This window comes from Flavimarina sp. Hel_I_48, from assembly GCF_000733945.1.
Lineage (GTDB): Bacteria > Bacteroidota > Bacteroidia > Flavobacteriales > Flavobacteriaceae > Leeuwenhoekiella.
This window is the reverse complement of sequence record NZ_JPOL01000002.1, coordinates 352,316-374,956: the sequence shown is the minus strand read 5'-3', so window position 1 is coordinate 374,956 and position 22,641 is coordinate 352,316. Positions and strand designations below refer to the sequence as shown.

The window sequence follows — 22,641 nt, the reverse complement described above, 5'->3', positions numbered from 1 at the left end:
ATGCTTTTGAATGCCAGCAAACCATTTTTCTAAGATGTCTCTTGGCAGTTTTAAAAGTATTTACGCATTTATTTTTGCAATCTTTCTCCTTATTTTCCCCAATGTTCTGGGATTAAGATTTCAATTAACCATACAGAACAGCAAACTTTCAATATTAATTATTTTCTTGTTTTCTGAAATTTAGTTTCCTTAAATATTCCATTTTTAATTCTTAAAAAATTGAAAATCGGGTCGCTTTACCTATTAGGTAGTACCTTAACTATTTTGAAGTTACTGCTTTTATGGTATCATCGTAAACAAAAGTTTATGAAAATACCATAGCGCGCTTTAAATGTATATTTTTGATTTTTTAGAACACTAAATAGTCCTTGATTTTTAAGTGCTCTTATAGAAATAGGCCTAAAAGCAATTTAAACGTTCATCTAATGGTTAAACTTTTCGGTTAGGAGCTTTAGGATCAATAAGATAATTACATGAGATCATATATTCTTGCAAAGGGAATTATTAAGGCAATCTCCTTTTTTCTGGGGTTAGGTCTTTTACTGTTTGTTCTGTATCAACTGAGAACACTAATTATTTATCTGGTAATTGCTGCGGTATTGACCCTTTTGTGCCGACCCTTAGTCTATTTTTTCAGGGAACGGCTCAATATTTCAAAAACACTGGGTGCGGTCATAGCGCTTGTCATAGCTCTAGCAATTATGAGCGGTCTGGGTCTAATGTTTGTTCCCATGCTTGCAGAACAGACGAAACAGATAGCCGTTTACGATCCAGAAAATATACAGGTGGAACTAGACAAGGTTTATGAAAAGATTTCTGAATATTCTGGTGCTTCCAAACAAGACGTAGCCGATGCCGTGAAAGAAACGGAAATAGAGAAATCTGTAATGGAGGAAATGGATGATGAGGAGGGCCCCACCTTGATGGATAGGCTGATAAACATCTTGACCCAACTTTCAATAGGTCTTCTTTCGGTACTATTCATGTCTTTTTTTATGCTCAAGGATCACAGTTCCATTCAACGTTTTCTGTTGGCAATGATTCCGAAGGAACATAGAAAACAAACCATTAGTTCGCTGGACAAGATTAAGGACCTTCTCTCCCGTTATTTTTTGGGACTGGTATTACAGATCTTTATTTTATTCATTATTTATGCCATTACCCTTTATCTGGTAGGCACAGAAAATGCGCTAATCGTTTCTTTTTTTTGTGCCCTATTCAATATTATACCTTATGCCGGGCCAGTTATAGGTGCGGTATTTATGGCGCTGCTCACACTCACAAGTCATTCTGATATTGATTTTTCAAATGGGGCATTGCCACTTGTGGGCTATGTATTAATTGGCGTGACCATAGGTCAACTGGTGGATAATTTCATTTCGCAGCCCTTCATTTATTCCAATAGCGTGAAATCACATCCCATGGAGATCTTCGTGATTATTATTGCTTCAGGGCTCCTTTTTGGTATTATGGGGATGATGGTAGCCGTACCGATGTATGCGGTTCTCAAAGTGATAATCAAAGAATTTTACTGGCGAAATGGTTTTGTGAGATTTTGGACAAAGGGAATATAGATGTGTGATAAAGGCTATAAAATATGGTCTGTGGGGATACATTGATTTTTTCTTAAGGGGCTTTTCTTACCAACGCCAGGTATGCATGCCAGTTCGGAAAATAGCAGTAATGGATAGCAGGATAATCAAGTATTTAAATTTTCTTTTTTTATAGATGGAAAAATATGCTTCTAAAACAAGTAGAGCAGGGATTAAATTCAAATGTTCTGGTAATATAATCTAAAAGTAAGAAGGGAAATCGACGGGATACTTCTGTTGAAGAGTCTTTCTTTAAAAAGTTAAATGTAGAACTTATTCATATATTAATTTTTAAACCTATAGAAGACGTTAAAACCGCTATTTTCGAATATATAGCAATATGGTTTAATAGTAGACTATTGCATTTTTTTAGGGAATGAAACATCTTATTAAATGAAGCAAGAATTTTGCGAATGCAAAATGTAGCTCAGGACTTAAAAAACTATCCGATCTTTTATTAAAAGTCCAATAGTCAAATTATTCACTTTTTCAATCAAATCATATAAAAGTAAATGCCTAATATTAAAAAAACCTGCTAGATATATCTAACAGGTTTTCTTGATAATTGAAGTGACTTGGCTGGGGCTCGAACCCAATAGGTAAGGAACCAGTAAATACAGGGGCTTCAAACAGTTTGCTAATCTATGGTGTCGTTTTGTGAACTTTTATTTAATTTAGCTCATTTTGATGGACTTTGGTCATACTAGGTTTGATTTTTCAATTTATAACATTTTAATCACATATCATTGTACAATTTTGATACAAGTGTTTGAGCCCGCTATATTTTCGTTTAATTAGTAAAAGAGAAAAATCTTAAATTTAAATTTGATTTTTTTTTAAATGTTTAATGTTAGGTTCAATAAAATAGGTTTTGCAAATATGCTTGGAAAAGTTTAGATATTCGTGGGTTAAAGTATAGTAGATTTTTGTTATTTTATGAGTAGCCTTTAGCAAATACACCACCAAGTGTTTTATCAACTCAAACTCATCTGTAACTAAAATTTTTCCTAACTTATCTATGATTTGGCATATAGAATCTTCTGTTGTAGTCTTTCCACTGCGAGAGCCAAGTAATAGACTAATTTCACGATAATCTTCAAAAGTTATATTATGTACAATCGGAAGAATTAAATCACGCCCTTATAAAGCTGAAAGTTGTTTGTCAGCTATTCCGTCATTGGCATTACGTTTTAGAAACAATGGTCTAGAGAATGTTGTTTATTAAAATTTCATATTTTGAATTCTTACAGCATTAAGGATAGCCAGAAATGCCACTCCCACATCCGCAAATACGGCCTCCCACAAAGAAGCCAGTCCAAAGGCCCCAAGGGTAAGAACAATAACTTTTGCACCAAAGGCCAAAGCTATGTTCTGCCATACGATTTGTCTGGTTTTTTTTCCGATCTTAATAGCCGTGGCTATTTTTGAAGGTTGGTCGGTCTGTATCACAATATCGGCCGTTTCAATAGCGGCATCAGATCCCAGGGCCCCCATTGCAAATCCAACGTCCGCTAAAGTTATTACCGGGGCATCATTGATCCCATCCCCCACAAAGGCTACCTTTTTTCCCTCGGCCTTTAGTTCTTCAACATGGGTTACCTTATCCTGGGGCAATAACCCACCGTATGCGCGGTCTATTTTTAATTCTTTGGCCACTCTTTGGACAATAGTGTCTTTATCCCCTGATAGCATCACGATTGTTTGGACCCCATAATCATGGAGTTTTTTAATGGCTAAAGGTGCATCATCTTTAATTTTATCGGCAATGATAAAATATCCGCCAAATTTACCGTCAATGGCAACCAATACAATGCTTTCCACAATTGTGTTGATCTGCTTATCAAAATCAACACCATACTTCTGGAGTAATTTCGCATTTCCCACTAGAACTTCTTTGCTGTTCCATTTCCCCTTCAACCCATGGCCCGCAATCTCTTCCACATTAGAAATATCTATTTCTTTATAAGAATTACCTGCATATTCTACAATCGCCCTAGCTATGGGATGTGTGGATTTAGCTTCAAGTGCAGCGGTAAGAGCGATAAGCTGTTCCTCGGGAATAGTGTCTGCCCTAATTTCCTGAACCTTAAAAACACCTTCGGTGAGGGTGCCCGTCTTGTCCATTACAACGGTATCGACCTTTGTAATAAGGTCGAGGAAATTTGCACCTTTAAAGAGCATCCCGTTTTTAGAGGCAGCACCAATGCCCCCAAAATATCCAAGGGGAATTGAAATTACCAGGGCACAGGGACAGGAGATCACCAAAAATACAAGTGCACGGTATAACCAGTCATCAAAAACGTAAGTTTCCACAAAAAAGTAGGGCAGGAGGGTAAGGCCCACTGCCATAAAAACTACAATGGGGGTATAGATCTTTGCAAATTTGGTTATAAACTTCTGGGTTTTTGCTTTTCGTCCGCTAGCTTCTTCTACCAGGTTCAGGATCTTTGAAAGCGCACTCTCGTCATAAGTAGAAGTAACTTTTAAATCCACAACCCTCTCCAGATTGATCATTCCCGCAAGAACGGTTTCCCCCTTTTTCTTAGTATCCGGTTTAGATTCCCCGGTCAGGGCCGCTGTATTAAAAGAAGAACCTTCACTCTGTATTTCTCCGTCTAATGCCACTTTCTCCCCAACTTTTATCTGAATGATTTCTCCCAGTCCGACCTGTCGTGGATTTGTGCTTACCACCTCCCCACCCATTATTAGACCCACTTTTTCTGGCCGGTTATCTATAAGCTCCTTTATAGATTTTCGGGAGCGTGCAACTGCAGCTTCCTGAAAATGCTCTCCAATAACATAAAACAGCATCACGGCGACTCCTTCAGCGAATTCTCCAATATAAAAAGCCCCCAGCGTTGCAATGGTCATCAAAAAAAATTCATTGAAGACATTTCCTTTGGCCATATTGGTAATGGCATGCTTTAACACTTTAGCCCCCACTAAAAGATAAGCGATACCGAAAATACCCATGCGAATATATCCGCCGAACCACTCAACATCTAAATAGTCAAGTAAAATACCACTGACAAGAAGTAAAAGGCTGATTATGGTTGGGATATATGACTCTTTTTTCCCATCATCCTTTTTTGATCCCGTGCCACAACAACTATCTCCATTTGTGGAACTATTTGACCTGGGTTTTTCCGCCGTTCTTGGAGAATTTATTTCCATTGGATCACGTTCTTCTCTCTCTTTATCTTCTTTGATCATCGTAACAGGTTTTAATAAACAAGGGTAAAACTAGAATAAAGGGCAGTGCAACGGAAGTGCATTGGTTTCCGCGCAAATCAGGTCTATTAATGATGGTGGCCGCCACCTTCACCTTTTTTCATCTCGGCCATCAAGTAATACGCATTGTTGAAGGCAAATCTTGTTCCTGTTGGCAGTTCGTTCAAGAAATTTACGGCAACCCACTCATTTTCTTCGGTACCTGGTATAACTTCTACCGGCTTAAAACTCCAGGCATCCCCTTCTTTTTCAGCAGTAAAAGTTATAAACCTTTCTCCATCCTTAACAATAGCAGATGCAGGTAGGGCCATACTGCGATTATCATCTACTGCAATCCTTGCACGTACATACATACCGGGGACCAGGTTTTCAGGTTGATTTTCAATTTCAGCGTGCACGTGTAGCGCTTTTACATCCTGCTCAAAATTCTTGCCGATGGAGAGGACTTCAGCAGTTAATTCTGTACCAGGTAAAGATTCCGCGGTCATATAAATCTTTTGGCCTACTTTCAGTTTGGCGACATCTTTTTCAAATACTATAAGTTCTGCGTGTACATGATCGGTATTGATGATCTCAAACATATTGGTCTGGGCCTGTACGAACTGTCCAATTTTCACACCAACTGCCTGCACGGCCCCTTCTATTGGGCTCAAGATGGGGATTTGCCGTTGAATATTCCCTTTTTTTACAGCCTCTGGATTTACATTCAGTTGTCTCAGCTGTGCTTCCAATCCTGAAACCTGCCCTTTCATACCTGTGTACTCCGCTTCGCTTCTTTGGAAGCTTTCACCTGACCCGACCCCGGCATTATACAATTTCTGCTGTCTTTGAAATTCCTTCTCCTGAAAATTCAGTTGATTGGACGCATTCATATAATCAGTTTGTATTTTTATGATGTCCGGATGTTCAATAGATGCTAAAACACTGCCCTTTTTGACATTATCCCCTTCAATAACCTTAATGTTTACCACATTCCCGCCAATCACGGGAGTGATCGTGGCTTCGTTTTGAGGTGGGACTTCCAGTCGACCATTAGCCTCTACAAATCCTGTCATAAGCCGGGTGCTAAGGGTGTCGATCTTCATATTTAAGCTACTGTACTGCTGTTGGGAAAGCATCGCCTCTTTTGCAGTTTCAGCGGTATTCGTTTCTGTTGTTTCTTTTTTGATCTCCGCAGTTTTTTTGTTTTCATCACAGGAAACCAGGAAAGATAAAGTGCAAAACAATGCTATATTTATAAATTTCATATTTTCTTTTTTAGTCGTTCAAGTAAAATTGTAGTTCTGCAAGCGCGATCTGGTAATTCTTGTAAGCTTCCAGTGCCCTTAATTCTGATTGTACTGCATTATCGAGGTTTTGAATGAAAGCTACATATTCTATGGCGCCCTCATTGAAAGCGAGAAATGAGCCCTGCCTTTGTTCTTCAAGAAATGGCAGCACTTGATCCCTATAAAATTCCCACGAGGATTTCCAATTTTTATAATTTTGAACAGTGATGAAAAATCCTGTCTGTACCCGTTCCTCTGCAAATCCCGCTGCTTCCTCTGCTATTTCTTTCTCTATTTTGGCAGCCTTTACTTCAGCATAATCAGGCCCCGACAGTATAGGGATTCTGATCGCTGCCTGATAGCTGTAAAATCCACTGGTGCCATTTATTCTTTGAAAGCCGTATTGAAAGTTAAGATCTGGAAGGAGATCTGATCTTTTAACCCTCTGTCGTGCAATGGCCACCGCGACCTCCTGTTTGGGGATCTGTAGTAAAGGATGCTGTGCTTTGAGCAGCAATTCTTCTTCGGGAACCAATTTTGTTTCAAAATCATCGGTAACGGTAAATTCCGCTTCTTCACCCAGCCACAGATTTAATTTTTGCAAGGTGGTAAGGTAGTCGCTTTGCGCCTGTTGCTTTTTGATCTTGACCTCACTGATCCTGTTTCTTAAAGTAAGTGCTTCTAGCTTGGAGATGGCTTCCACTTCATATCGCAATTCGACCGCTTTTTTCAAACTTATATAAAGCGAATCCAACCGCTCAAACAGAAGGTATTGCCTTTTTGCAGCAAAAGTTTCGGTCCAGGCCGTTTTTACCTCGCGGCCCACTTGTAGTTGAGACAGATCATAGGAATCTTCGGCCAGGGCAACACGCTGCTTGGCCAATTTACTTTTTGGAAGGATCCCAAAAATATTTATGTTTTGTTGCTGTATTGCCAGGACCGTATAAATCCCCCTTTCATCATCAAGTTCTTCGCCCCCGGTAGATATCTGGGTTCGCCCAAGGTCCCAAGCTGAAGTTTTTAATACCCCTTGCCGCTCGATCTCCCGGTTTTTATTTTTCAAAAGCGGATAATTTTTTAGGGCCTTATCAACAGCCTGCTCCCGTGTGATTTTAGGAAGCATTTCGGGGGTCTCCTGGGCTTGTAAATTATTTGATCCGGAAAGAAGAATTGCTGCAACAGCTATCCCCGCAACCAGCTTCCTATTTACCGTAGTATTTATTTTTCTGTTTTCCATCCATCTGTAAAGGATGGGTAAAATAAACAGGGTCAATAATGTAGAAGTAATTAGCCCTCCAATAACTACAGTAGCGAGCGGCCTTTGAACTTCAGCTCCTGCAGAACTGGAAATTGCCATTGGTAAAAATCCCAATACATCGGTAAGGGCTGTAAGTAATATTGGCCTGATCCTGCGTTTGGAACCTTTAATGATCCGTTCGTTCACATCTACCACACCATCTTCCTTAAGTTCATTAAAGCCGCTTATGAGTACCAGTCCGTTCAAAACTGCCACTCCAAACAGGACGATAAAGCCCACCCCAGCCGAAATACTAAAGGGCATATCCCTGAGCCATAAGGAAAATATCCCCCCAATGGCTGCTAGGGGAATAGCGATATAGATCATCGTAGCTTGTTGAAAGGACTTCAGGGCGAAATAGATAAGGACAAAAATGAGCAGGAGCGCAATGGGTACTACAATCTGTAGGCGCTTACTGGCCCTTTCAAAATTCTCAAAAGCACCACCATAACGAATATAATATCCTGGTGGCAGATCAAATTCGGCATCCAGTTTAGCCTGGATATCCGCAACTACAGATTTTACATCTCGGTTCCGGATGTTCACCCCTACAGAAGTCCGCCTATTGGTATTGTCCCGGCTTATCTGCATTGGACCGGGCTGGTAGCTAATGTCGGCCACTTCCTTTAGGGGGATTTGAGATCCCGAGGGAAGGTTTACATAAAGGTTCCTGATATTTTCAATATTGGTACGGTCTTCTTCCCGAAGGCGTACTACCAGGTCAAAACGCCTCTCCCCTTGAAAGATCACCCCGGCCTGGCCTCCGGCAAAGGCCGACTGCACCAGGGAATTGAGATTTTTGATCTGAAGGCCATATTGTGCTGTTTTATCCCGGTTATAATTGATCGTTATCTGAGGCAAACCTGCTGTAGCTTCAACCTTCATATCTGCCACCCCTTTTACGGTACTTATTATGGAACCCATTTCCTGAGCTTTACTGGCCAACAGATCAAGGTCCTCCCCATAAAGTTTAACGGCTATATCCTCGCGGACCCCCGTAAGCAGTTCATTAAACCGCATTTCTACGGGTTGGGTAAATTCATAACTTACCCCGGGGACAACGCTGATGGTTTCTTTTATTTTGGAAATAAGCTCATCTTTCGTTCCTGCGGAAGTCCATTCAGATTTATCTTTTAAAATGATAAAACTGTCACCAAGGTCCATGGGCATAGGATCTGTAGGCACATCTGAAACCCCGTACCGGCTTACTACCTGTTCAATTTCGGGATATTCGGCCAACAGCAATTTTTCAATTTTAGTAGAAGTTGCTATCCCCTCATCCAAGGAGCTTCCGGGTTGTAAAATGGTGTGAAAAGCAATATCCCCCTCGTCCAGCTGTGGAATGAATTCCCCACCCATTCTTGTAAAAATGAATATGGCAACGGCAAAAAATGCGACGGCAAGGCCAAGGATCAATTTTCCCCCTTTCAGGGATTTATTCAACAGCGGCTCATAGTTTTTCTGAAGCCAGGAAATAAATTTATCGCCGTAGGATTTTTTGCTGTTCTTCGGTTCTTTTAAAAACAGTGCCGAGATCATGGGTACATAAGTGAGACAAAGGATCATTGCCCCCAGCATGGCAAAAATAAAGGTGAGCGCCATGGGCTTGAACATTTTTCCTTCAACCCCTTCTAGCGCCAGGATAGGCAGGAATACGATCAATATGATCAACTGCCCAAAAAATGCCGAATTCATCATCTTTTTTGCTGAAGATGAAGCGATTTCATCTTTTTCCCAAAGGTTCAACTCGCGCTTCTTTTTTATTTGCTGCTGTATGGTGAAAACGGTACTTTCTACGATTATTACCGCGCCGTCCACAATAATCCCAAAGTCTATCGCGCCCAGGCTCATAAGATTTGCCCAAACGTCAAAAACATTCATCAAAATAAAGGCAAAAAGAAGGGAGAGTGGGATGGTGGAAGCCACGATCAAGCCCCCACGCCAGTTGCCAAGCAGCAATACCAGCACAAAGATCACTATAAGACCACCTTCCAGCAGGTTTGAGGTTACCGTGGAAGTGGTTTTGCTAATAAGTTCGCTCCTGTCTAAAAATGGTTTGATGGAAATTCCTTCAGGAAGGGATTTTTGGATCTGAACAATGCGCTCCTTTACATTGTCAATAACCTCATTGGAATTGGCACCCTTCAGCATCATTACCATTCCGCCGACAGCCTCACCTTCTCCATTTTTTGTAAGTGCGCCATACCTTACAGCATTGCCCATTTTTACTTCACCGACATCCTTAACGGTAATGGGGACCCCGCCAGAGTTTGTGATTACGATCCTTTGAATATCTTTTACACTACGTGCCAGACCTTCCCCGCGGATAAAATTTGCCAGGTGATCCTTCTTAATGTAAGCCCCTCCCGTGTTTTGGTTATTATTTTCCAGGGCAGTAAAAACATCTGATATGGTGAGGCCAATAGCATTTAACTCATCAGGATCTACAGCAACTTCGTATTGTTTTATAAGCCCTCCACTGCCATTAACTTCCACAACACCGGGCACCATTGCCATTTGTCTTCGTACGATCCAATCTTGAATGGTCCGTAGTTCAGTGGGGGAATAGTCACCCTTGAATTTTTCTTCGACTTCAAGGGTATACTGATAAATTTCTCCCAGTCCGGTGGTAATGGGACCCATAGATGGCTGGCCAAAACCTTCCGGGATTTCTTCCTTCACAGCATTTAGCTTCTCCGCAACCAGCTGCCGGGGCAGATAGGTTCCCATATCGTCTTCGAAGACAATGGTCAAAACTGAAAGTCCAAACCTGGAAACAGAACGGATTTCCTTTACCCCTGGAAGGTTGCTCATGGCGATTTCCACGGGGTAGGTGACGAACTGTTCAATATCTTCGGTACCCAGATTGGGCGCCTGGGTGATTACCTGTACCTGATTGTTTGTGATGTCAGGCTGGGCGTCTACGGGAACCTGCATCATACTCCAGATACCGACCCCAATTAAAACAAGCGTAAGCAGACCAACAATAAATTTATTATTGATTGAAAAATCAATGATCTTATTAATCATAAAAAAATTAGAATTTAATTCAGTTTAAAAAAGAGATTGATCATAAATGATCAATGGGAAAAGGACATAAATATCCTTAGAACTGAATTAAACCCGCGGTGGCTGGAATTGAATATAGGGGATTTCTACGCCTGGACCCCCTCCTTTTTGTATAATAAGGGTAGAGATAGCGGGTCCCACTGCTTTAAAAGGTGTAGCATAAAAATTAACAACGTGCACGTGACAACACTGACACTGGCAAAAGGGGCTGCAATTATCAGAATCAGCCGGCAGGTGTTGTGTATCCTGGGTAATTTCCTGCATATTTGAATCTGCTGGCAATGTTATCCTGTTATCTTCGCATAGGACAACATTAAGTCCCAAAAGATAGATAGAAAATAGTAGCGCCAGATTTTTCACATCTGCAAATTTAGTAAAATATAGTGTTCATATCAATTTTGCATCCAGAAAAAATTAATGCTTAAATAATGAATTTCAAACTTTACAGTATTATGGAAGAGTTCACTAAACGATCTAATATATAGTAAATTATTAAAGTTCAAATACAAATAAGTAATTACCGGTTCAAAATTACAATCCTTCTAAATTTTTATTTTGAAAGTTCATTTATAGGAGGGTTAAAATATACCGGTAAAATTTATCTGTAATTTCTAGATTGAATCTTCGTGTGTTAAGATCTTAAATGAATAGCTAATTTTTAATCATTTACTTAATGGGTATAATTTCAGATTTTTCAATTTTTTTTGACAAATTAATTTGCCAAAAATTACCATTTATTTTATCGAGAAGTAAAAAACTCCAATCATTTGAGGTCGGATGGAGAGCAAATCTGTAATCAATCGCTTCTTGTTTCTTACTGATGTGAGGATTGTCTAGAGGTTTGACATATGTCTTTTCAGGTTTCTGATCCCAATTCATTTGCCAGATTTTTCCATTTATTTGGTCAAGGAGTAAAAAAGTCCAAGTATTCTGTGTGGGATAGAGAGTAAACCTATTGTCTACTTCTTCCTGATTCTCAACCAAGGATAAACTGTTTAAAGGTGTTTGCAATTGATTCGATTCATTCTGATCAAATTCAATTTGCCACATTTGTCCGGTTCTGGTATTCATTTTTATAAAATACCACATATTCGATGTTGGAAATATCTTAAATGTTCTAATATAACCATCCTCTGCCTGACTTAGATCATTTTGAGTTTCTTCTATTTTAACCTGAGCAAACAAACTCAACTCCATTAAAAGTATAGCTGCGATGATCAAATATTTCTTCATTTATGAAATTTTAAATTTTCTCTTTCCGATTCTACGGCCTCTGATTAATGTGAGCCATTTGCCAACATGAATTTACTAACTTTTTAACCTTTTCATCTTAAAGCAAAAAATTTTTATTTGTGGAGAAGCCTACTAAGCCATGCAAAATAACTTCAGAAATTAATTTATAAGTTCAAAGAAACCTGGGTTTAAATACCAAAAACCTACTGTTAATGTAAATCTTATTGAAGTTCATTTATACCCTGAAAAACTATACTTCCAAAAAGTTCAGTTCTAAAAGGGAAGGTTATTTTATTTTCGCCTTTTGATTATATGCTTTTTATCTGACCTATGGGTGATTTCATTAAAATATACAAATGGTGCAGTCCGTAATTTTTCTATAAAAGTTAAAGAATCTTTTCCTTGAGCGATTCTGATTTGTTTTAGCAATCCACCAACACCTTTCCTGACATAATTGAAATGATCAGCGAACTCGTGTATCGAGTATCCTAACGAAGCACTATTAATATGCGTCATCTCATTCCTTAATTGTCTTAATTTTTTAAAATGAATCCATTCTTGACCACTATTAATAGCTGTCAGATCTTTACCACACGACACTTTTAGAAATATTCCTATTCTGTCCTCAAGTCTACTAGTTTTTTGCAATTGTAAAAAATCTTCGCTATTTAAACCCCTAAACTTATATATTAAAATGTGACGATTAATAAATGCGTCGACTAATGAGATACATGAAGACAAATATGCCCTATAATATCTTGTACAAAATGTAAAATCATATTCCTTACTGTAGAGACAAGCTTCTTCACGATAAAACATTATATCCTTGGTAATTTCAAATTCTACTGGCTGGTCTGTCATGGGGGGTGTTAATTCTTTTGTCACGCCGGCATAAGATGATGTTACTTTGTTAAAACCAATCGTTGGCGTGGATATACCGAACCTTGTTCCACCAAATACTTCATCAGTTCGATCCATCTCAAACTGTATAAATGGGATAATGCCAGATTTTCTAGCGGATTTATATAAATCATTAAATGTATAATCTTTTCCTGAAATCTTGTAAGTCGCTCTTTCCCAACCTCCCTTTGGTGACTTTATTCCTTGTTTTAATAATGCTGTTATAATATTTCTTTTCGCTTCACTTTTGGACAAATGAAACTCTTCAATCTCTAGAAAGGGAGGATTTTCCATATTTGCGGTAAGGTTACCTGTAAGGGTCAATGTATAAGGGAGTGCGGTATTTTGCGGATATACACCTGCCATGGTTCGTTTTTGCGTTTGATAAATATAGGAAATTTTGTCCTTTTGTCGTAGTTATGGGGAATGCCTCTATGAGCTTTGTACCTAATTGTGGCTGGTTCGGGCATTGATCTTATGTCATGTCAAAGGAGGTATAAAAACTTCTTATTTTAATACTCCGATTCTGCTAGAACTCTCTAATTTGTTTTTAGAGTCTATTAAACGAAGAGCTGAGATCCTAAATATCTCTCTGGAGGGTATTTTGAAAAGTTGAATAATTGGTCTCGGGGAATAAACTTCAGATTCAGAAAGTCTCAATAATCCTGGGTTTTTTTGCTCCAAGTTAATTACCGTAGGAACAGGGTAAAATTGTTCTGGATCCGTTTTTGTCAGCATTTTTTTAATTGATCAATTTTAAATGCTACCACTAGATTTAAATCAACAATACAAGAGCTTTAGGAATAAATGAAATTTTGCAAAATCAAATTTGAACGGTTTTCTTTTCGATAAACAATGCCGTTTATTTCTTTTTTAAAGTCGCAGACAACTTGTGGTACCATAAATTTGCGAGAACTCAAGCCATCAAGTATTTGATCCATGAAAATCAAACGTCGCAAAAAATTAGTGAACTATCTCAATATTCTAGATCAGCCCTTAAGGTTTGATCATTTTGTATTTGGGAGGGTCTTTTTCCTTTGGGCACTTTTGGGTTTGATAGGCGGCTGCATTGCCGGTGTTTATTGGATCATACTGGAGTTCTTGACCAATCAGCTGGCTTTTTTTGAGGATTTTTGGGTGATCATTGTTATGGCCGTTTGTGGTCTATTGGCTGGACTGATCATTCACTTTATCGGTGATCCCGGGGAGATTCATTTAATAGTGAATAACATTAGATTCAATAAGGGCAGGCTCGATCCCAAAAACAATCCCTCCATGATCCTTTCCTCACTTCTCTGCGTTGCATCTGGCGGAAGTTTGGGTCCTGAAGCGCCTCTGGTACAGGTAACTGGTTCTACCGGAACCTGGTTGGGAAAGGTATTCCGGTTAAAAGGGGAAGAACTCCGCTCATTGAGTATCGCCGGTATGGCTTCCGGGTTTACCGCACTTTTTGGTGCTCCCCTGGGTGGGAGTCTGTTTTCGCTGGAGATCTTGCATCACAAGCATGCCGTAGAATATTATAGGGCTATAATTCCTGCACTGGTAGCAAGCTGTTTCAGTTATATCGTGTTTGCCCTGATCATTCATCTGGGCCTTGGGGAGGTATGGGATCTTTCGGCGTATGAGTATTCTGGCCTGTTTGATTTTGGATATGCCATCGTATTCGGTATTCTAGGGACTATCATCGCTTGGATTTTTATTTACTGCACAAAATCTCTTAAAAAAATCTTTGACCATCGCCCGCTTCCCATTTATATCAAAACATTAATTGGTGGGGTTTTGCTGGGGGTTATCGCATATTATTTTCCCCTTACGCGATATTTTGGACATCATGAGATCAATGTGCTTTTGGATCAAAAATTGTCCATTACTGTTTTATTTGGCATTTTGGTCTTCAAAATCATTGCCATCGCAATCACGGTGACTTCTGGTTGGCGCGGTGGATTTATCATCCCTTTATTTTTTGTGGGCGCCACGCTGGGCCTGATCATTCACTATTTTTTCCCATTCACAAATCTGACACTGGCCATTATAAGCTGTATGGCAGCCATTAATTCCTGCGCCACGAGAACGCCCATGAGCACAACCATTTTGCTCGCTACATTAACTGGATTTTCTTACTTGATCCCCATTTTGTTCGCAAGTTTAACAGGCTATTTTTTGGCACCTAGAATTCCGTTTATAGGTTCGCAATTGGAGGCCTTAAAAGAAGAAGAATAAAGAAGTGTGAAGTTAAAAACCGACCAATTTATACCGAAAAATGGGTAAAAAGAGCAAAAAAATACAGCAAAAAATCAAAAGAAATGCCCGTATTTCAAGGTATGTGATCTACAAGGAAACCCTAATTGATGGCAGGGAGCAGTTTTGGTCTTTTATTGGTTCTTTTTTTGGTATCGGTCTTATTGCGCTGTCGCAATCTTTTATGATCCCGCGTCTTGAAAATATATTCTTGATCGGTTCTTTTGGCGCCTCAAGTGTGCTGGTCTATGGCGCAATCCAGAGTCCGCTGGCGCAGCCCAGAAATCTTATAGGCGGTCATGTGGTGTCTGCAATAATAGGGGTAACCGTTTTTAAATTAATTCCCGATATTTTATGGATCACCGCCCCACTGGCAGTGGCGAGTTCCATTGTGGCGATGCAAATTACCAAAACCATGCACCCGCCGGGTGGCGCGACCGCGCTGATCGCCATAACAGGAACGGCAAAAATCAAGGAACTGGGTTATTTTTATGTACTATCGCCCGTTTTAACGGGAGTGCTCATCTTATTTATTACCGCACTTATTTTCAACAATCTTACCAAATACAGAAGTTATCCTACAAACAGTAGACTTACGCGTATCTTTAAGTTCAGAAGACGCCAGCGGGAACGCAAAGAAGCATAAAATGTAAGGTAAACCTCAATAGCATTGGGTCATAACTGTATTTTTGCATAATATAAAGCGCAAAAATGATGAATACTACAGAGGCTGCCCTAAAAGAACGCATCAAAGAGTTGACCTGTCTCTATGAGGTATCTTCGATTCTTATGAACGTGACCGATACAAAGCTTTTTGAGGAACTCAAAGCGATAGCAAAGAGCCTTAAAAAGGCATTTCAGTTTCCACCGGACACAGAGATCAGTATTTTCATTCCGGGACATCAGGTTACTACCGGCAAGACCATGGATTTTGTGGTGATGTATTCCACCATTTCCCTTTTCAACAAAAAAGTGGGCAGTATAAAAGCCCACCTGAACAAAGAAAATCTCCGCTTTTTAAAGGAAGAGCAGCAGTTAATGGATAATGTGGCGCTCAAAATAGGCGATCTGATGGAACGCATAGAGATTAGAGATAGTGAATCCCGTCTGAAAATGCAGATGGAACGTGCCGACAGGTTAAATATCCTGGGTGAGCTCACAGCAGGTATAGCCCATGAACTCAATACCCCGCTTGCGAACATCCTGGGCTACGCCGAACTTTTAAAGCCAAAGACAAAAGGCGATCAGGAGTCCGAATCGGATGTTGAAAAAATCATAAGCAGCGCTATTTTTTCCCGCGAAGTTGTAAAAAAACTTATGTTCTTTGCCTGTGAAATGCCCCAAGAAATGAAAAGGGTAAATATCGTACCAAGCATCAAAAGCGCAATGGACCTGCTGGATGCCACCTTTAGAAAAAATCAAGTAAAATATATTGTAAAAATTGAGGAAGAGCAGCTATGGTTGCGCGCAGATATCATTCAGCTCACACAGATTATTTTTAACCTGGTGATCAATGCGATCTATTTTTCACCAAAAAATGCCCTGGTCACCGTAGAAGCGGTTCAAAATGAAGATTTTGTTATCCTCAAAATAGAGGATGAAGGCAGTGGGCTCACAGAAGCGGCCCTTGAAAAAGTGTTTCAGCCCTTTTTTACGACAAAACCGGTGGGCGAGGGTGTTGGCCTTGGCCTTAGTGTGGTACACGGTATCGTCGCCAGTCATAAGGGAACCATCACGGCCGTCAACAATAAAGATCACGGCGCCACATTTACCGTAACCCTACCAAAATCCTGACCCTATGCAACTGAAAAACGAAAATATCCTACTGGTTGATGACGATCCCAACATTTTAGAGCTCTTGCAGCGCCATTTGAAAACATGGGACTACCATACCTATAAAGCTGTTTCGGTAAAAGAGGCAGTGGGCATTTTAAAGGATACACCTATAGACCTGCTTATCACAGATCTCAAAATGCCCGATATAGACGGTTTTGAACTCATAAAGTTTGCCTCAGAGCATTATCCCCAGATGCAGAAACTGGTGATTACTGGATATCCATCCATCCAGGATTCCCTGAAAGTAATAAAATCCGGTGTGGTGGAGTACCTTACTAAACCTTTTACCAAAGGTGAACTCGAGACTGCGATATCACAAGCATTTTCGCAGTTGGATAAAAAAACAGAAGGATCCTCTGGGTTCAAAAAATCGCATGCATACGGTGATATCATAGGTGGTTCTGAAAAAATAAAAGAGGTAATAGAGGTCATTGAACGCGTGAAGGACAATAAGGCCACCATTTTCATAAAGGGAGAAAGCGGTACAGGAAAAGAGCTTGTGGCACGTTCCATTCACTATCAGGGCAAATTTTCGCGTGCGCCCTTCATTGCCGTTAACTGTGGGGGAATTCCCGAAAATTTGTTGGAAGCAGAGCTTTTTGGATATGTCAAGGGCGCTTTTACCGGAGCAGATACCAATAGGAGTGGTTTTTTTCAGGCGGCTGCCGGAGGAACCATTTTTTTAGATGAGATAGGAAATGCTCCACTGGCAGTACAGTCCAGATTGCTACGTGTGCTTCAGGAAAAGGAGGTGGTGCGCGTGGGTTCCCAGAAGCCGGAAAAGTTAGATCTGCGAGTTATTGCAGCTACCAATGGTAACCTGCCTGACATGATCAAGAAGGGAACATTTAGGGAGGATCTCTTTTATCGCCTCACCGTAGTCGAAATAGAGGTACCCCCACTTCGCGAACGAAAAGAAGATATCCCAAAATTGGCCGAAAAATTCCTTTTCAAATACGGGATAGAATATAGAGACCGCTATATTCAGCTTGAGCCTGCGGTTCTCACTATTTTAGAACGTCACAGTTGGCCGGGAAATATAAGGGAGCTTGAAAATGTAATTCAGCGGGCAGTGATAATGTGTGATAAAACGATCACTCCTGCTCAGTTGCCAGATAACCTTAAGTATTCAATTGATTTTCCGCAAGGAGCGCTCGTTCCCTTAAAAGAAATGGAGGTTAGGTACATTAGAAAAGTACTCCGGGCAACGGGCAACAATAAAACCAAGGCTGCCGAAATCCTTCAGATTACCAGAAAAACCCTCCGGGACAAGATCAGTGAGTAAAGTTTAATACCTAATATTCAAATTGTAGATATTGTGGCATGTAATTTTCTAAATGCTTTCAATTAATATATTAATAAGCCTTCTCAGGGTAAAATCTTATTTTATAATTAGTACAGCTGCGAATCAGGTTTACAAAACGCTAAATATCTTTAGTTCGATTGAACCTCAATACGAGATAACCAATAGCTGCTGCTACAAATGATCCTATAAGAATACCCATTTTTGAAGATAGGTTAAAGATCACATCACCATCGAACGCTAAATTGGAAACAAATATGGCCATAGTAAACCCTATACCCGCCAGAAAAGAAGCCCCTATTATGTGCGACATTGAAATATCTTCCGGTATTTCAGTAAGGCCCAGTTTTTTGGCAAGAAATACCGTTGTTGTCACACCAATACTCTTACCTAGTACCAGACATATGACAATGTTTAAAATAAGTCCAGTATCCATATTTGTAGTGCTAATAATATTTATCCCCGCATTGGCCAGCGCAAATAGTGGGATTATCAAATAGGCGACCCATCCATGAAGGCTGTGTTCCATATTTTGTAATGGTGATTGATAACGTTCGGTCCAATCTTGTAAGTCTTCTATTTGTTGAATTTGCTCACTGCTTAAGATAGGTTTTTGGGAGATAACAGCATTTTTTATATTTGAGGTAATGGTAGTAAGGTTTTCTAAAAATTCAGAGGTGTTAATATTTTGTCCAATGGGCACTGAAAAAGCAAGTAATACCCCTGCTAGGGTAGGATGAACACCAGATTTTAGGAATAAAATCCATATGACGACGCCAAGCGATATCATTATGAATTTAGAGAAGTACCCTTTATAGGAAAGGAAGTATAAGAAAAAAAGTAGTCCAAAGGCCCATGCGATCATTGCAAGATTAACTGACCCGCTATAAAAAGCGGCAATAACGAGAACAGCACCCAGATCATCTACAATTGCAAAGGCGGTCAAGAATACTTTTAGGCTTAAGGGTACCCTACTGCCCAGAGCGTTTAGGATTGCCAGGGAGAACGCTATATCAGTCGCCATTGGTATGCCCCAACCCTTAAATGTATCATCATTTTGATTTAATACAAGGAAAAATGCAACAGGTATTAACATGCCGCCAAGAGCCCCAAAGAGCGGGAAAGATAATTTCTTTAAAGTATTCAGTTCTCCTATTAGTACTTCCCGCTTGATCTCAAGACCTATCAAAAAGAAGAAAATTGTCATCAACCCATCATTGATCCATAAAAGGAGCGGCTTATTAAGCTCGAACCCCTCCAGTCTAACCCCTAAGTTATAATTCCACAGGTTCTCATAATGTTCGGAAAAGGGCGAATTCGCCCAAAATAGGGCAATTAGGGTTGTTAGGATCAATAATATGCCACCCCAACTTTCTATTTGAACAAATTTCTGTAATAATGATTTACCTGTAATTTTTTTAATCATGCTATTATATAGATAATTGATTGAAATTTTAATGCTCGATTGTGAGAAGCCATTAATTTTTAATGATGATTAGGAGGTCTTTTTTACTCGATAGAAGATGATGAACTGTACGGCAATACCGGTAATTATCAAAAAAGCAATTTCTATATGTGACAGGAGTGAACTTGTATCTAAGGACTTCTGTGCACTATCTATCAAGTTTTTACTCTCCTTAAGTTGAATTTCTGAAAGGTTCAACAGATGGGAATGCATACTCTCTAAGGTTTCATGAATTTTATTTTTAATCAAAGATCTGGGTCCATCAGAGGCAATATGTTTGTTTTCCAAACTTACCAACCGTTCGAAATCCGTCTCCAATTGCTCTAGGTGCTGTCCTTCACTAATGGTTAATTTGGTTGACCGAAAATCAGAAATATAATCTTGGATGACCTTATTTTCTTCATGCTGTATCCCTTTGCTCAAACTGTCGCTTAAACCCATTTTTTTTTCGAACAGGACATTAGATATGGAAAATATATAATCCTGTACCACCATACGATCGTTATAAACTTCGTTCACAGAATTTTGGGCAATATCAAAATGTTTTTGATCGATGCGGTTTGTCCAGAGTATAAGCAAAAAGACAATTGAAATTGCAAGTAGGGTATTGATACGTTTCGCAATGGTAGTTTTCTTGGGCATAATGAAATTATTTGGTCACGGCTTATCATTTCTCAGAATTCTGATTTCAAATATCTTACCGAAAAATAGGTTTTTTCTTAAATAGTTATGAAACAGCTTTTTATAGGTTTATTATGTTTTCCATGGTATTTTTAACTGGATAATAAATATCCAGTTGGTAATATTTTAACCAATATAGAACTTCGGATATTTTATTTCTTCCATCATATATAGAAATTAACAATTTCAAAACACTGTACTTTCTACCAGATTTAATTCAAAGGCAAAAGCACGGGAAAACTATTGATAATTTCAAGATTCTTGAAAGGGCATATGAACTTGGATGATATAGGGAATGTGCCCTAATAGTGCAATCCAGGTGGTTACGTTTGCTTCGGTAAATAGAGGTGGTGCGCATGGGTTCCCAGAAGCCGGAAAAGTTAGATCTGCGATTTGTCGCAGCTGCCAATGGTAACCTGTAAGGGATGATAAAGAAGGGATTAGTTAGTGAGGATCTTTTTATTCTCTTACCATAGTGAAAATAGAGATATTTCCATATCTCTATCCAAAAGAGAATATCCCTAAATTGACTGGGAAATATAGGGAACATGAAAATGTAATTCAGTCGGTCAGTTATCATGTGCGATAAAACGATCACCGTTGCACAGTTGCCTGATAAGCTCAAGTATTCAATAGATTTTCCGCAAGGAGCATTCGTTACCTTACAGGAAATAAAGCTTACGTACATTAGAAAAATCCTCTGGCCAAAGGGAAACTATGAAACCAAGGTTGCCGATATACTTCGGACTTCCGGAAAATCCTTCGAAACATGCACAATATCAAGAATTCATTTGGAGATAATTCAGTTCGAAGATATACGTGGGTTGTTCATTCACTACATACTATACAAAACTTATACTAATTCCCTTTTTATCATTTCGATTTTGAAGATTTTCAATTTTTTAAATGGTTTTTTTCAAAATAATCTGATCGCGGAGCTTTTTTTATTTTATAGAAGAGGATAAACTGGATGGCAATACCAATAATAATGATAAAGCCAATTTCTAAATTAGAAATAGTGGCGCTCATGCTCAATGATTTATGTGCATCATTGGTCAACTCCTTACTTTCTTGGATCTGTATCTCCGAAAGTTTTAATAGGGCAGTATCCATTAGTCCCAAAGTTTTTGAAATTTTATTTCTCAAAAGTTCCTGATTTTCTTTTAGGGGACTGCTCATGACTTCCAGTTCAATCAATTTATCAAAATTAACTTGCAAACTTTCAAAGTATTTTTTCTCCTCAACCGTTAGTTTGGTCGCCTCGAAATGTGAAAGGAGCAAATCTATTCTTTCATTTTCTTCAGCGCTCCGCTGCTTTATTTGTTTACTTATTAGAGCGAGCCTTTTACTAGAGAGTATGGTGGAGATGGAAAAAATATACCCCTGTACTTTTATACGGTCATTGTAGACTTCTTTTATATAATGTTGTATATCACGGGAATATTTTATATCTATCCGGTTAGTCACCAGGATTAGCAGGAAGATCATTGAAATGGCAAGAATGACATTTAATCGTTTTGCTAAAGTAATTGTGGCCATATATTTTTTTTATTAGACACTTTACATCTCGAGTAATACATTGCAAAACTTCTACCAAAATAAATATCAAATCAAAGATTTTATTAAATCGTTAGGATATAAAAATCTTTCCAACATTCGAGGGTTTTGACCTGTTAATAACCGTCCATGTATGGGCATCACCCGGTTTCGATCGCTCATGGACTTCAAGGTTCAAGTATATTTCCATACAGATTCCTAACTTTATCTCATATCTTAAATAATTAGATTTAAAATGGATAGATAATACCCAGCCGGGTATTATCTATCCATTTTACTTTAAGCTTTATGTGGTGAGATTATTTAACAAACCATTGAAATTAGGGGGGTTAAGTTATAATGCCAAACTGGGATCTATCACTTGGCATCTGTATTGCCTATATAGAAAAAAGTAAAAACAGAAACAATGAAAGCAACTTCCTTCAGTATATGCAGAGATTGTGTTCATATTCGGTATTGTGTGCTTACCGATCAAAAAGATAAGGTCTGGTCGTGCAGTGATTACAGCAATTGTGACAATCTGTTACAACGGAGCACGGGTATGGCTCAGCACATTGAGATAGATGTTATTAACGATTAAAAACCAAGACAATGATAAAATATCTGATTATTGGGGGGCTTTCACTGTCGGGCTTAAATGCGCAAGAAAACAGAGATTGCGACCAAGCTATAAAAATATATTCTGGAGATGAGCTAGAGATCGCAAAGCCCTCCGCTCATTCTTACAAATATATCAATCTCCCGAGAGCTAATTTTCTAAAAAAGCGTGGCGGCATAAAGAACTTCAACAAATTAAGTGGAGAGAAAATTAAAGTAACGGAGGTAACAATAACAGAAAATTGTAAAACGGAGGTTCGCGTAAAAAGAAAAGATGGTAAAAAATTCTTCAATACGCTAAAAACAATCTCTATTGATCTTGATAAAGCGTTGGAAACAGGAGAGGTTAAACTAACGGACGACATTTAAACCAA

General features: G+C 39.1%; 16 protein-coding genes and 1 pseudogene. 8 read left to right on the top strand and 9 right to left on the bottom strand.

Annotated elements, in window-relative coordinates:
- The first annotated feature begins 473 nt into the window (after positions 1-473).
- Positions 474-1,574, top strand: coding sequence for an AI-2E family transporter (locus P162_RS01910; RefSeq protein ID WP_031425501.1), 1,101 nt, complete (start codon positions 474-476; stop codon positions 1,572-1,574).
- 272 nt (positions 1,575-1,846) lie between these two features.
- Positions 1,847-1,972: pseudogene (locus P162_RS18045) on the top strand (IS3 family transposase); the annotation flags it as partial.
- Positions 1,973-2,813: 841 nt separating this feature from the next.
- Here P162_RS18045 and P162_RS01900 read toward each other — a convergent pair.
- The 6 genes from P162_RS01900 to P162_RS01875 form a co-directional block, all read right to left on the bottom strand.
- Positions 2,814-4,805 carry a heavy metal translocating P-type ATPase gene (locus tag P162_RS01900; RefSeq protein WP_035916756.1) on the bottom strand — a complete coding sequence of 664 codons (1,992 nt, stop codon included), beginning with the start codon at positions 4,803-4,805 and terminating at the stop codon, positions 2,814-2,816.
- Between the two features lie 86 nt (positions 4,806-4,891).
- Complete coding sequence (locus P162_RS01895; protein ID WP_035916753.1) at positions 4,892-6,070, bottom strand: efflux RND transporter periplasmic adaptor subunit; 1,179 nt, start codon at positions 6,068-6,070, stop codon at positions 4,892-4,894.
- A gap of 10 nt (positions 6,071-6,080) precedes the next feature.
- A complete protein-coding gene (locus P162_RS01890) occupies positions 6,081-10,418 on the bottom strand; it encodes a CusA/CzcA family heavy metal efflux RND transporter (protein WP_031425498.1) in 4,338 nt (1,445 codons plus the stop codon).
- An 87-nt stretch (positions 10,419-10,505) separates the two neighbouring features.
- Positions 10,506-10,817: a DUF6660 family protein gene (locus tag P162_RS18040; protein ID WP_051907736.1), complete on the bottom strand. Its 312-nt coding sequence runs from the start codon at positions 10,815-10,817 to the stop codon at positions 10,506-10,508.
- A 306-nt stretch (positions 10,818-11,123) separates the two neighbouring features.
- Entirely contained in the window at positions 11,124-11,690 is a 567-nt protein-coding gene (locus P162_RS01880) for a hypothetical protein (protein ID WP_051907735.1), read from the bottom strand.
- Positions 11,691-11,981: 291 nt separating this feature from the next.
- Complete coding sequence (locus P162_RS01875; protein WP_031425495.1) at positions 11,982-12,956, bottom strand: hypothetical protein; 975 nt, start codon at positions 12,954-12,956, stop codon at positions 11,982-11,984.
- Between the two features lie 573 nt (positions 12,957-13,529).
- On the opposite strand from P162_RS01875, the gene P162_RS01865 reads away from it, so the two are divergent.
- From P162_RS01865 to P162_RS01850, 4 genes are all read left to right on the top strand, one after another.
- Positions 13,530-14,810, top strand: coding sequence for a chloride channel protein (locus tag P162_RS01865; RefSeq protein WP_031425493.1), 1,281 nt, complete (start codon positions 13,530-13,532; stop codon positions 14,808-14,810).
- 40 nt (positions 14,811-14,850) lie between these two features.
- Complete coding sequence (locus P162_RS01860; RefSeq protein WP_031425492.1) at positions 14,851-15,474, top strand: HPP family protein; 624 nt, start codon at positions 14,851-14,853, stop codon at positions 15,472-15,474.
- A gap of 68 nt (positions 15,475-15,542) precedes the next feature.
- Positions 15,543-16,622, top strand: a complete 1,080-nt coding sequence (locus P162_RS01855; RefSeq protein WP_031425491.1) for a sensor histidine kinase — start codon at positions 15,543-15,545, stop codon at positions 16,620-16,622.
- Between the two features lie 4 nt (positions 16,623-16,626).
- The gene (locus P162_RS01850) at positions 16,627-17,949 is read left to right on the top strand and encodes a sigma-54-dependent transcriptional regulator (protein WP_031425490.1); all 1,323 of its coding nucleotides are present in this window, start codon (positions 16,627-16,629) and stop codon (positions 17,947-17,949) included.
- A 139-nt stretch (positions 17,950-18,088) separates the two neighbouring features.
- On the opposite strand, the gene nhaA is transcribed toward P162_RS01850, so the two are convergent.
- The 3 genes from nhaA to P162_RS01835 all read right to left on the bottom strand — a co-directional run bounded on the left by nhaA (position 18,089) and on the right by P162_RS01835 (position 21,652).
- The gene (nhaA, locus tag P162_RS01845) at positions 18,089-19,393 is read right to left on the bottom strand and encodes a Na+/H+ antiporter NhaA (RefSeq protein WP_031425489.1); all 1,305 of its coding nucleotides are present in this window, start codon (positions 19,391-19,393) and stop codon (positions 18,089-18,091) included.
- A gap of 69 nt (positions 19,394-19,462) precedes the next feature.
- Entirely contained in the window at positions 19,463-20,074 is a 612-nt protein-coding gene (locus P162_RS01840) for a hypothetical protein (RefSeq protein WP_031425488.1), read from the bottom strand.
- Between the two features lie 933 nt (positions 20,075-21,007).
- A complete protein-coding gene (locus tag P162_RS01835; protein ID WP_031425487.1) occupies positions 21,008-21,652 on the bottom strand; it encodes a hypothetical protein in 645 nt (214 codons plus the stop codon).
- A gap of 424 nt (positions 21,653-22,076) precedes the next feature.
- Between P162_RS01835 and P162_RS17635 the strand changes: the two genes are divergently transcribed.
- Both P162_RS17635 and P162_RS01830 read left to right on the top strand, forming a co-directional pair.
- On the top strand, positions 22,077-22,250 hold the full coding sequence (locus tag P162_RS17635; RefSeq protein ID WP_164076182.1) for a hypothetical protein: 174 nt from the start codon (positions 22,077-22,079) through the stop codon (positions 22,248-22,250).
- 11 nt (positions 22,251-22,261) lie between these two features.
- Entirely contained in the window at positions 22,262-22,636 is a 375-nt protein-coding gene (locus P162_RS01830; RefSeq protein ID WP_051907734.1) for a hypothetical protein, read from the top strand.
- The last annotated feature ends 5 nt before the right edge of the window (positions 22,637-22,641 follow it).

Excerpts from the sequence above, each read along its gene's own strand:
- P162_RS17635 (WP_164076182.1), top strand. The coding sequence starts at position 22,077 with ATGAAAGCAACTTCCTTCAGTATATGCAGAGATTGTGTTCATATTCGG.
- P162_RS01850 (WP_031425490.1), top strand. The coding sequence starts at position 16,627 with ATGCAACTGAAAAACGAAAATATCCTACTGGTTGATGACGATCCCAAC.
- P162_RS01895 (WP_035916753.1), bottom strand. The coding sequence starts at position 6,070 with ATGAAATTTATAAATATAGCATTGTTTTGCACTTTATCTTTCCTGGTT.
- P162_RS01855 (WP_031425491.1), top strand. The coding sequence starts at position 15,543 with ATGAATACTACAGAGGCTGCCCTAAAAGAACGCATCAAAGAGTTGACC.
- P162_RS01860 (WP_031425492.1), top strand. The coding sequence starts at position 14,851 with ATGGGTAAAAAGAGCAAAAAAATACAGCAAAAAATCAAAAGAAATGCC.
- P162_RS01900 (WP_035916756.1), bottom strand. The coding sequence starts at position 4,805 with ATGATCAAAGAAGATAAAGAGAGAGAAGAACGTGATCCAATGGAAATA.
- P162_RS01830 (WP_051907734.1), top strand. The coding sequence starts at position 22,262 with ATGATAAAATATCTGATTATTGGGGGGCTTTCACTGTCGGGCTTAAAT.
- P162_RS01875 (WP_031425495.1), bottom strand. The coding sequence starts at position 12,956 with ATGGCAGGTGTATATCCGCAAAATACCGCACTCCCTTATACATTGACC.
- P162_RS01865 (WP_031425493.1), top strand. The coding sequence starts at position 13,530 with ATGAAAATCAAACGTCGCAAAAAATTAGTGAACTATCTCAATATTCTA.
- nhaA (WP_031425489.1), bottom strand. The coding sequence starts at position 19,393 with ATGATTAAAAAAATTACAGGTAAATCATTATTACAGAAATTTGTTCAA.
- P162_RS01890 (WP_031425498.1), bottom strand. The coding sequence starts at position 10,418 with ATGATTAATAAGATCATTGATTTTTCAATCAATAATAAATTTATTGTT.
- P162_RS01880 (WP_051907735.1), bottom strand. The coding sequence starts at position 11,690 with ATGAAGAAATATTTGATCATCGCAGCTATACTTTTAATGGAGTTGAGT.
- P162_RS01835 (WP_031425487.1), bottom strand. The coding sequence starts at position 21,652 with ATGGCCACAATTACTTTAGCAAAACGATTAAATGTCATTCTTGCCATT.
- P162_RS01910 (WP_031425501.1), top strand. The coding sequence starts at position 474 with ATGAGATCATATATTCTTGCAAAGGGAATTATTAAGGCAATCTCCTTT.
- P162_RS01840 (WP_031425488.1), bottom strand. The coding sequence starts at position 20,074 with ATGCCCAAGAAAACTACCATTGCGAAACGTATCAATACCCTACTTGCA.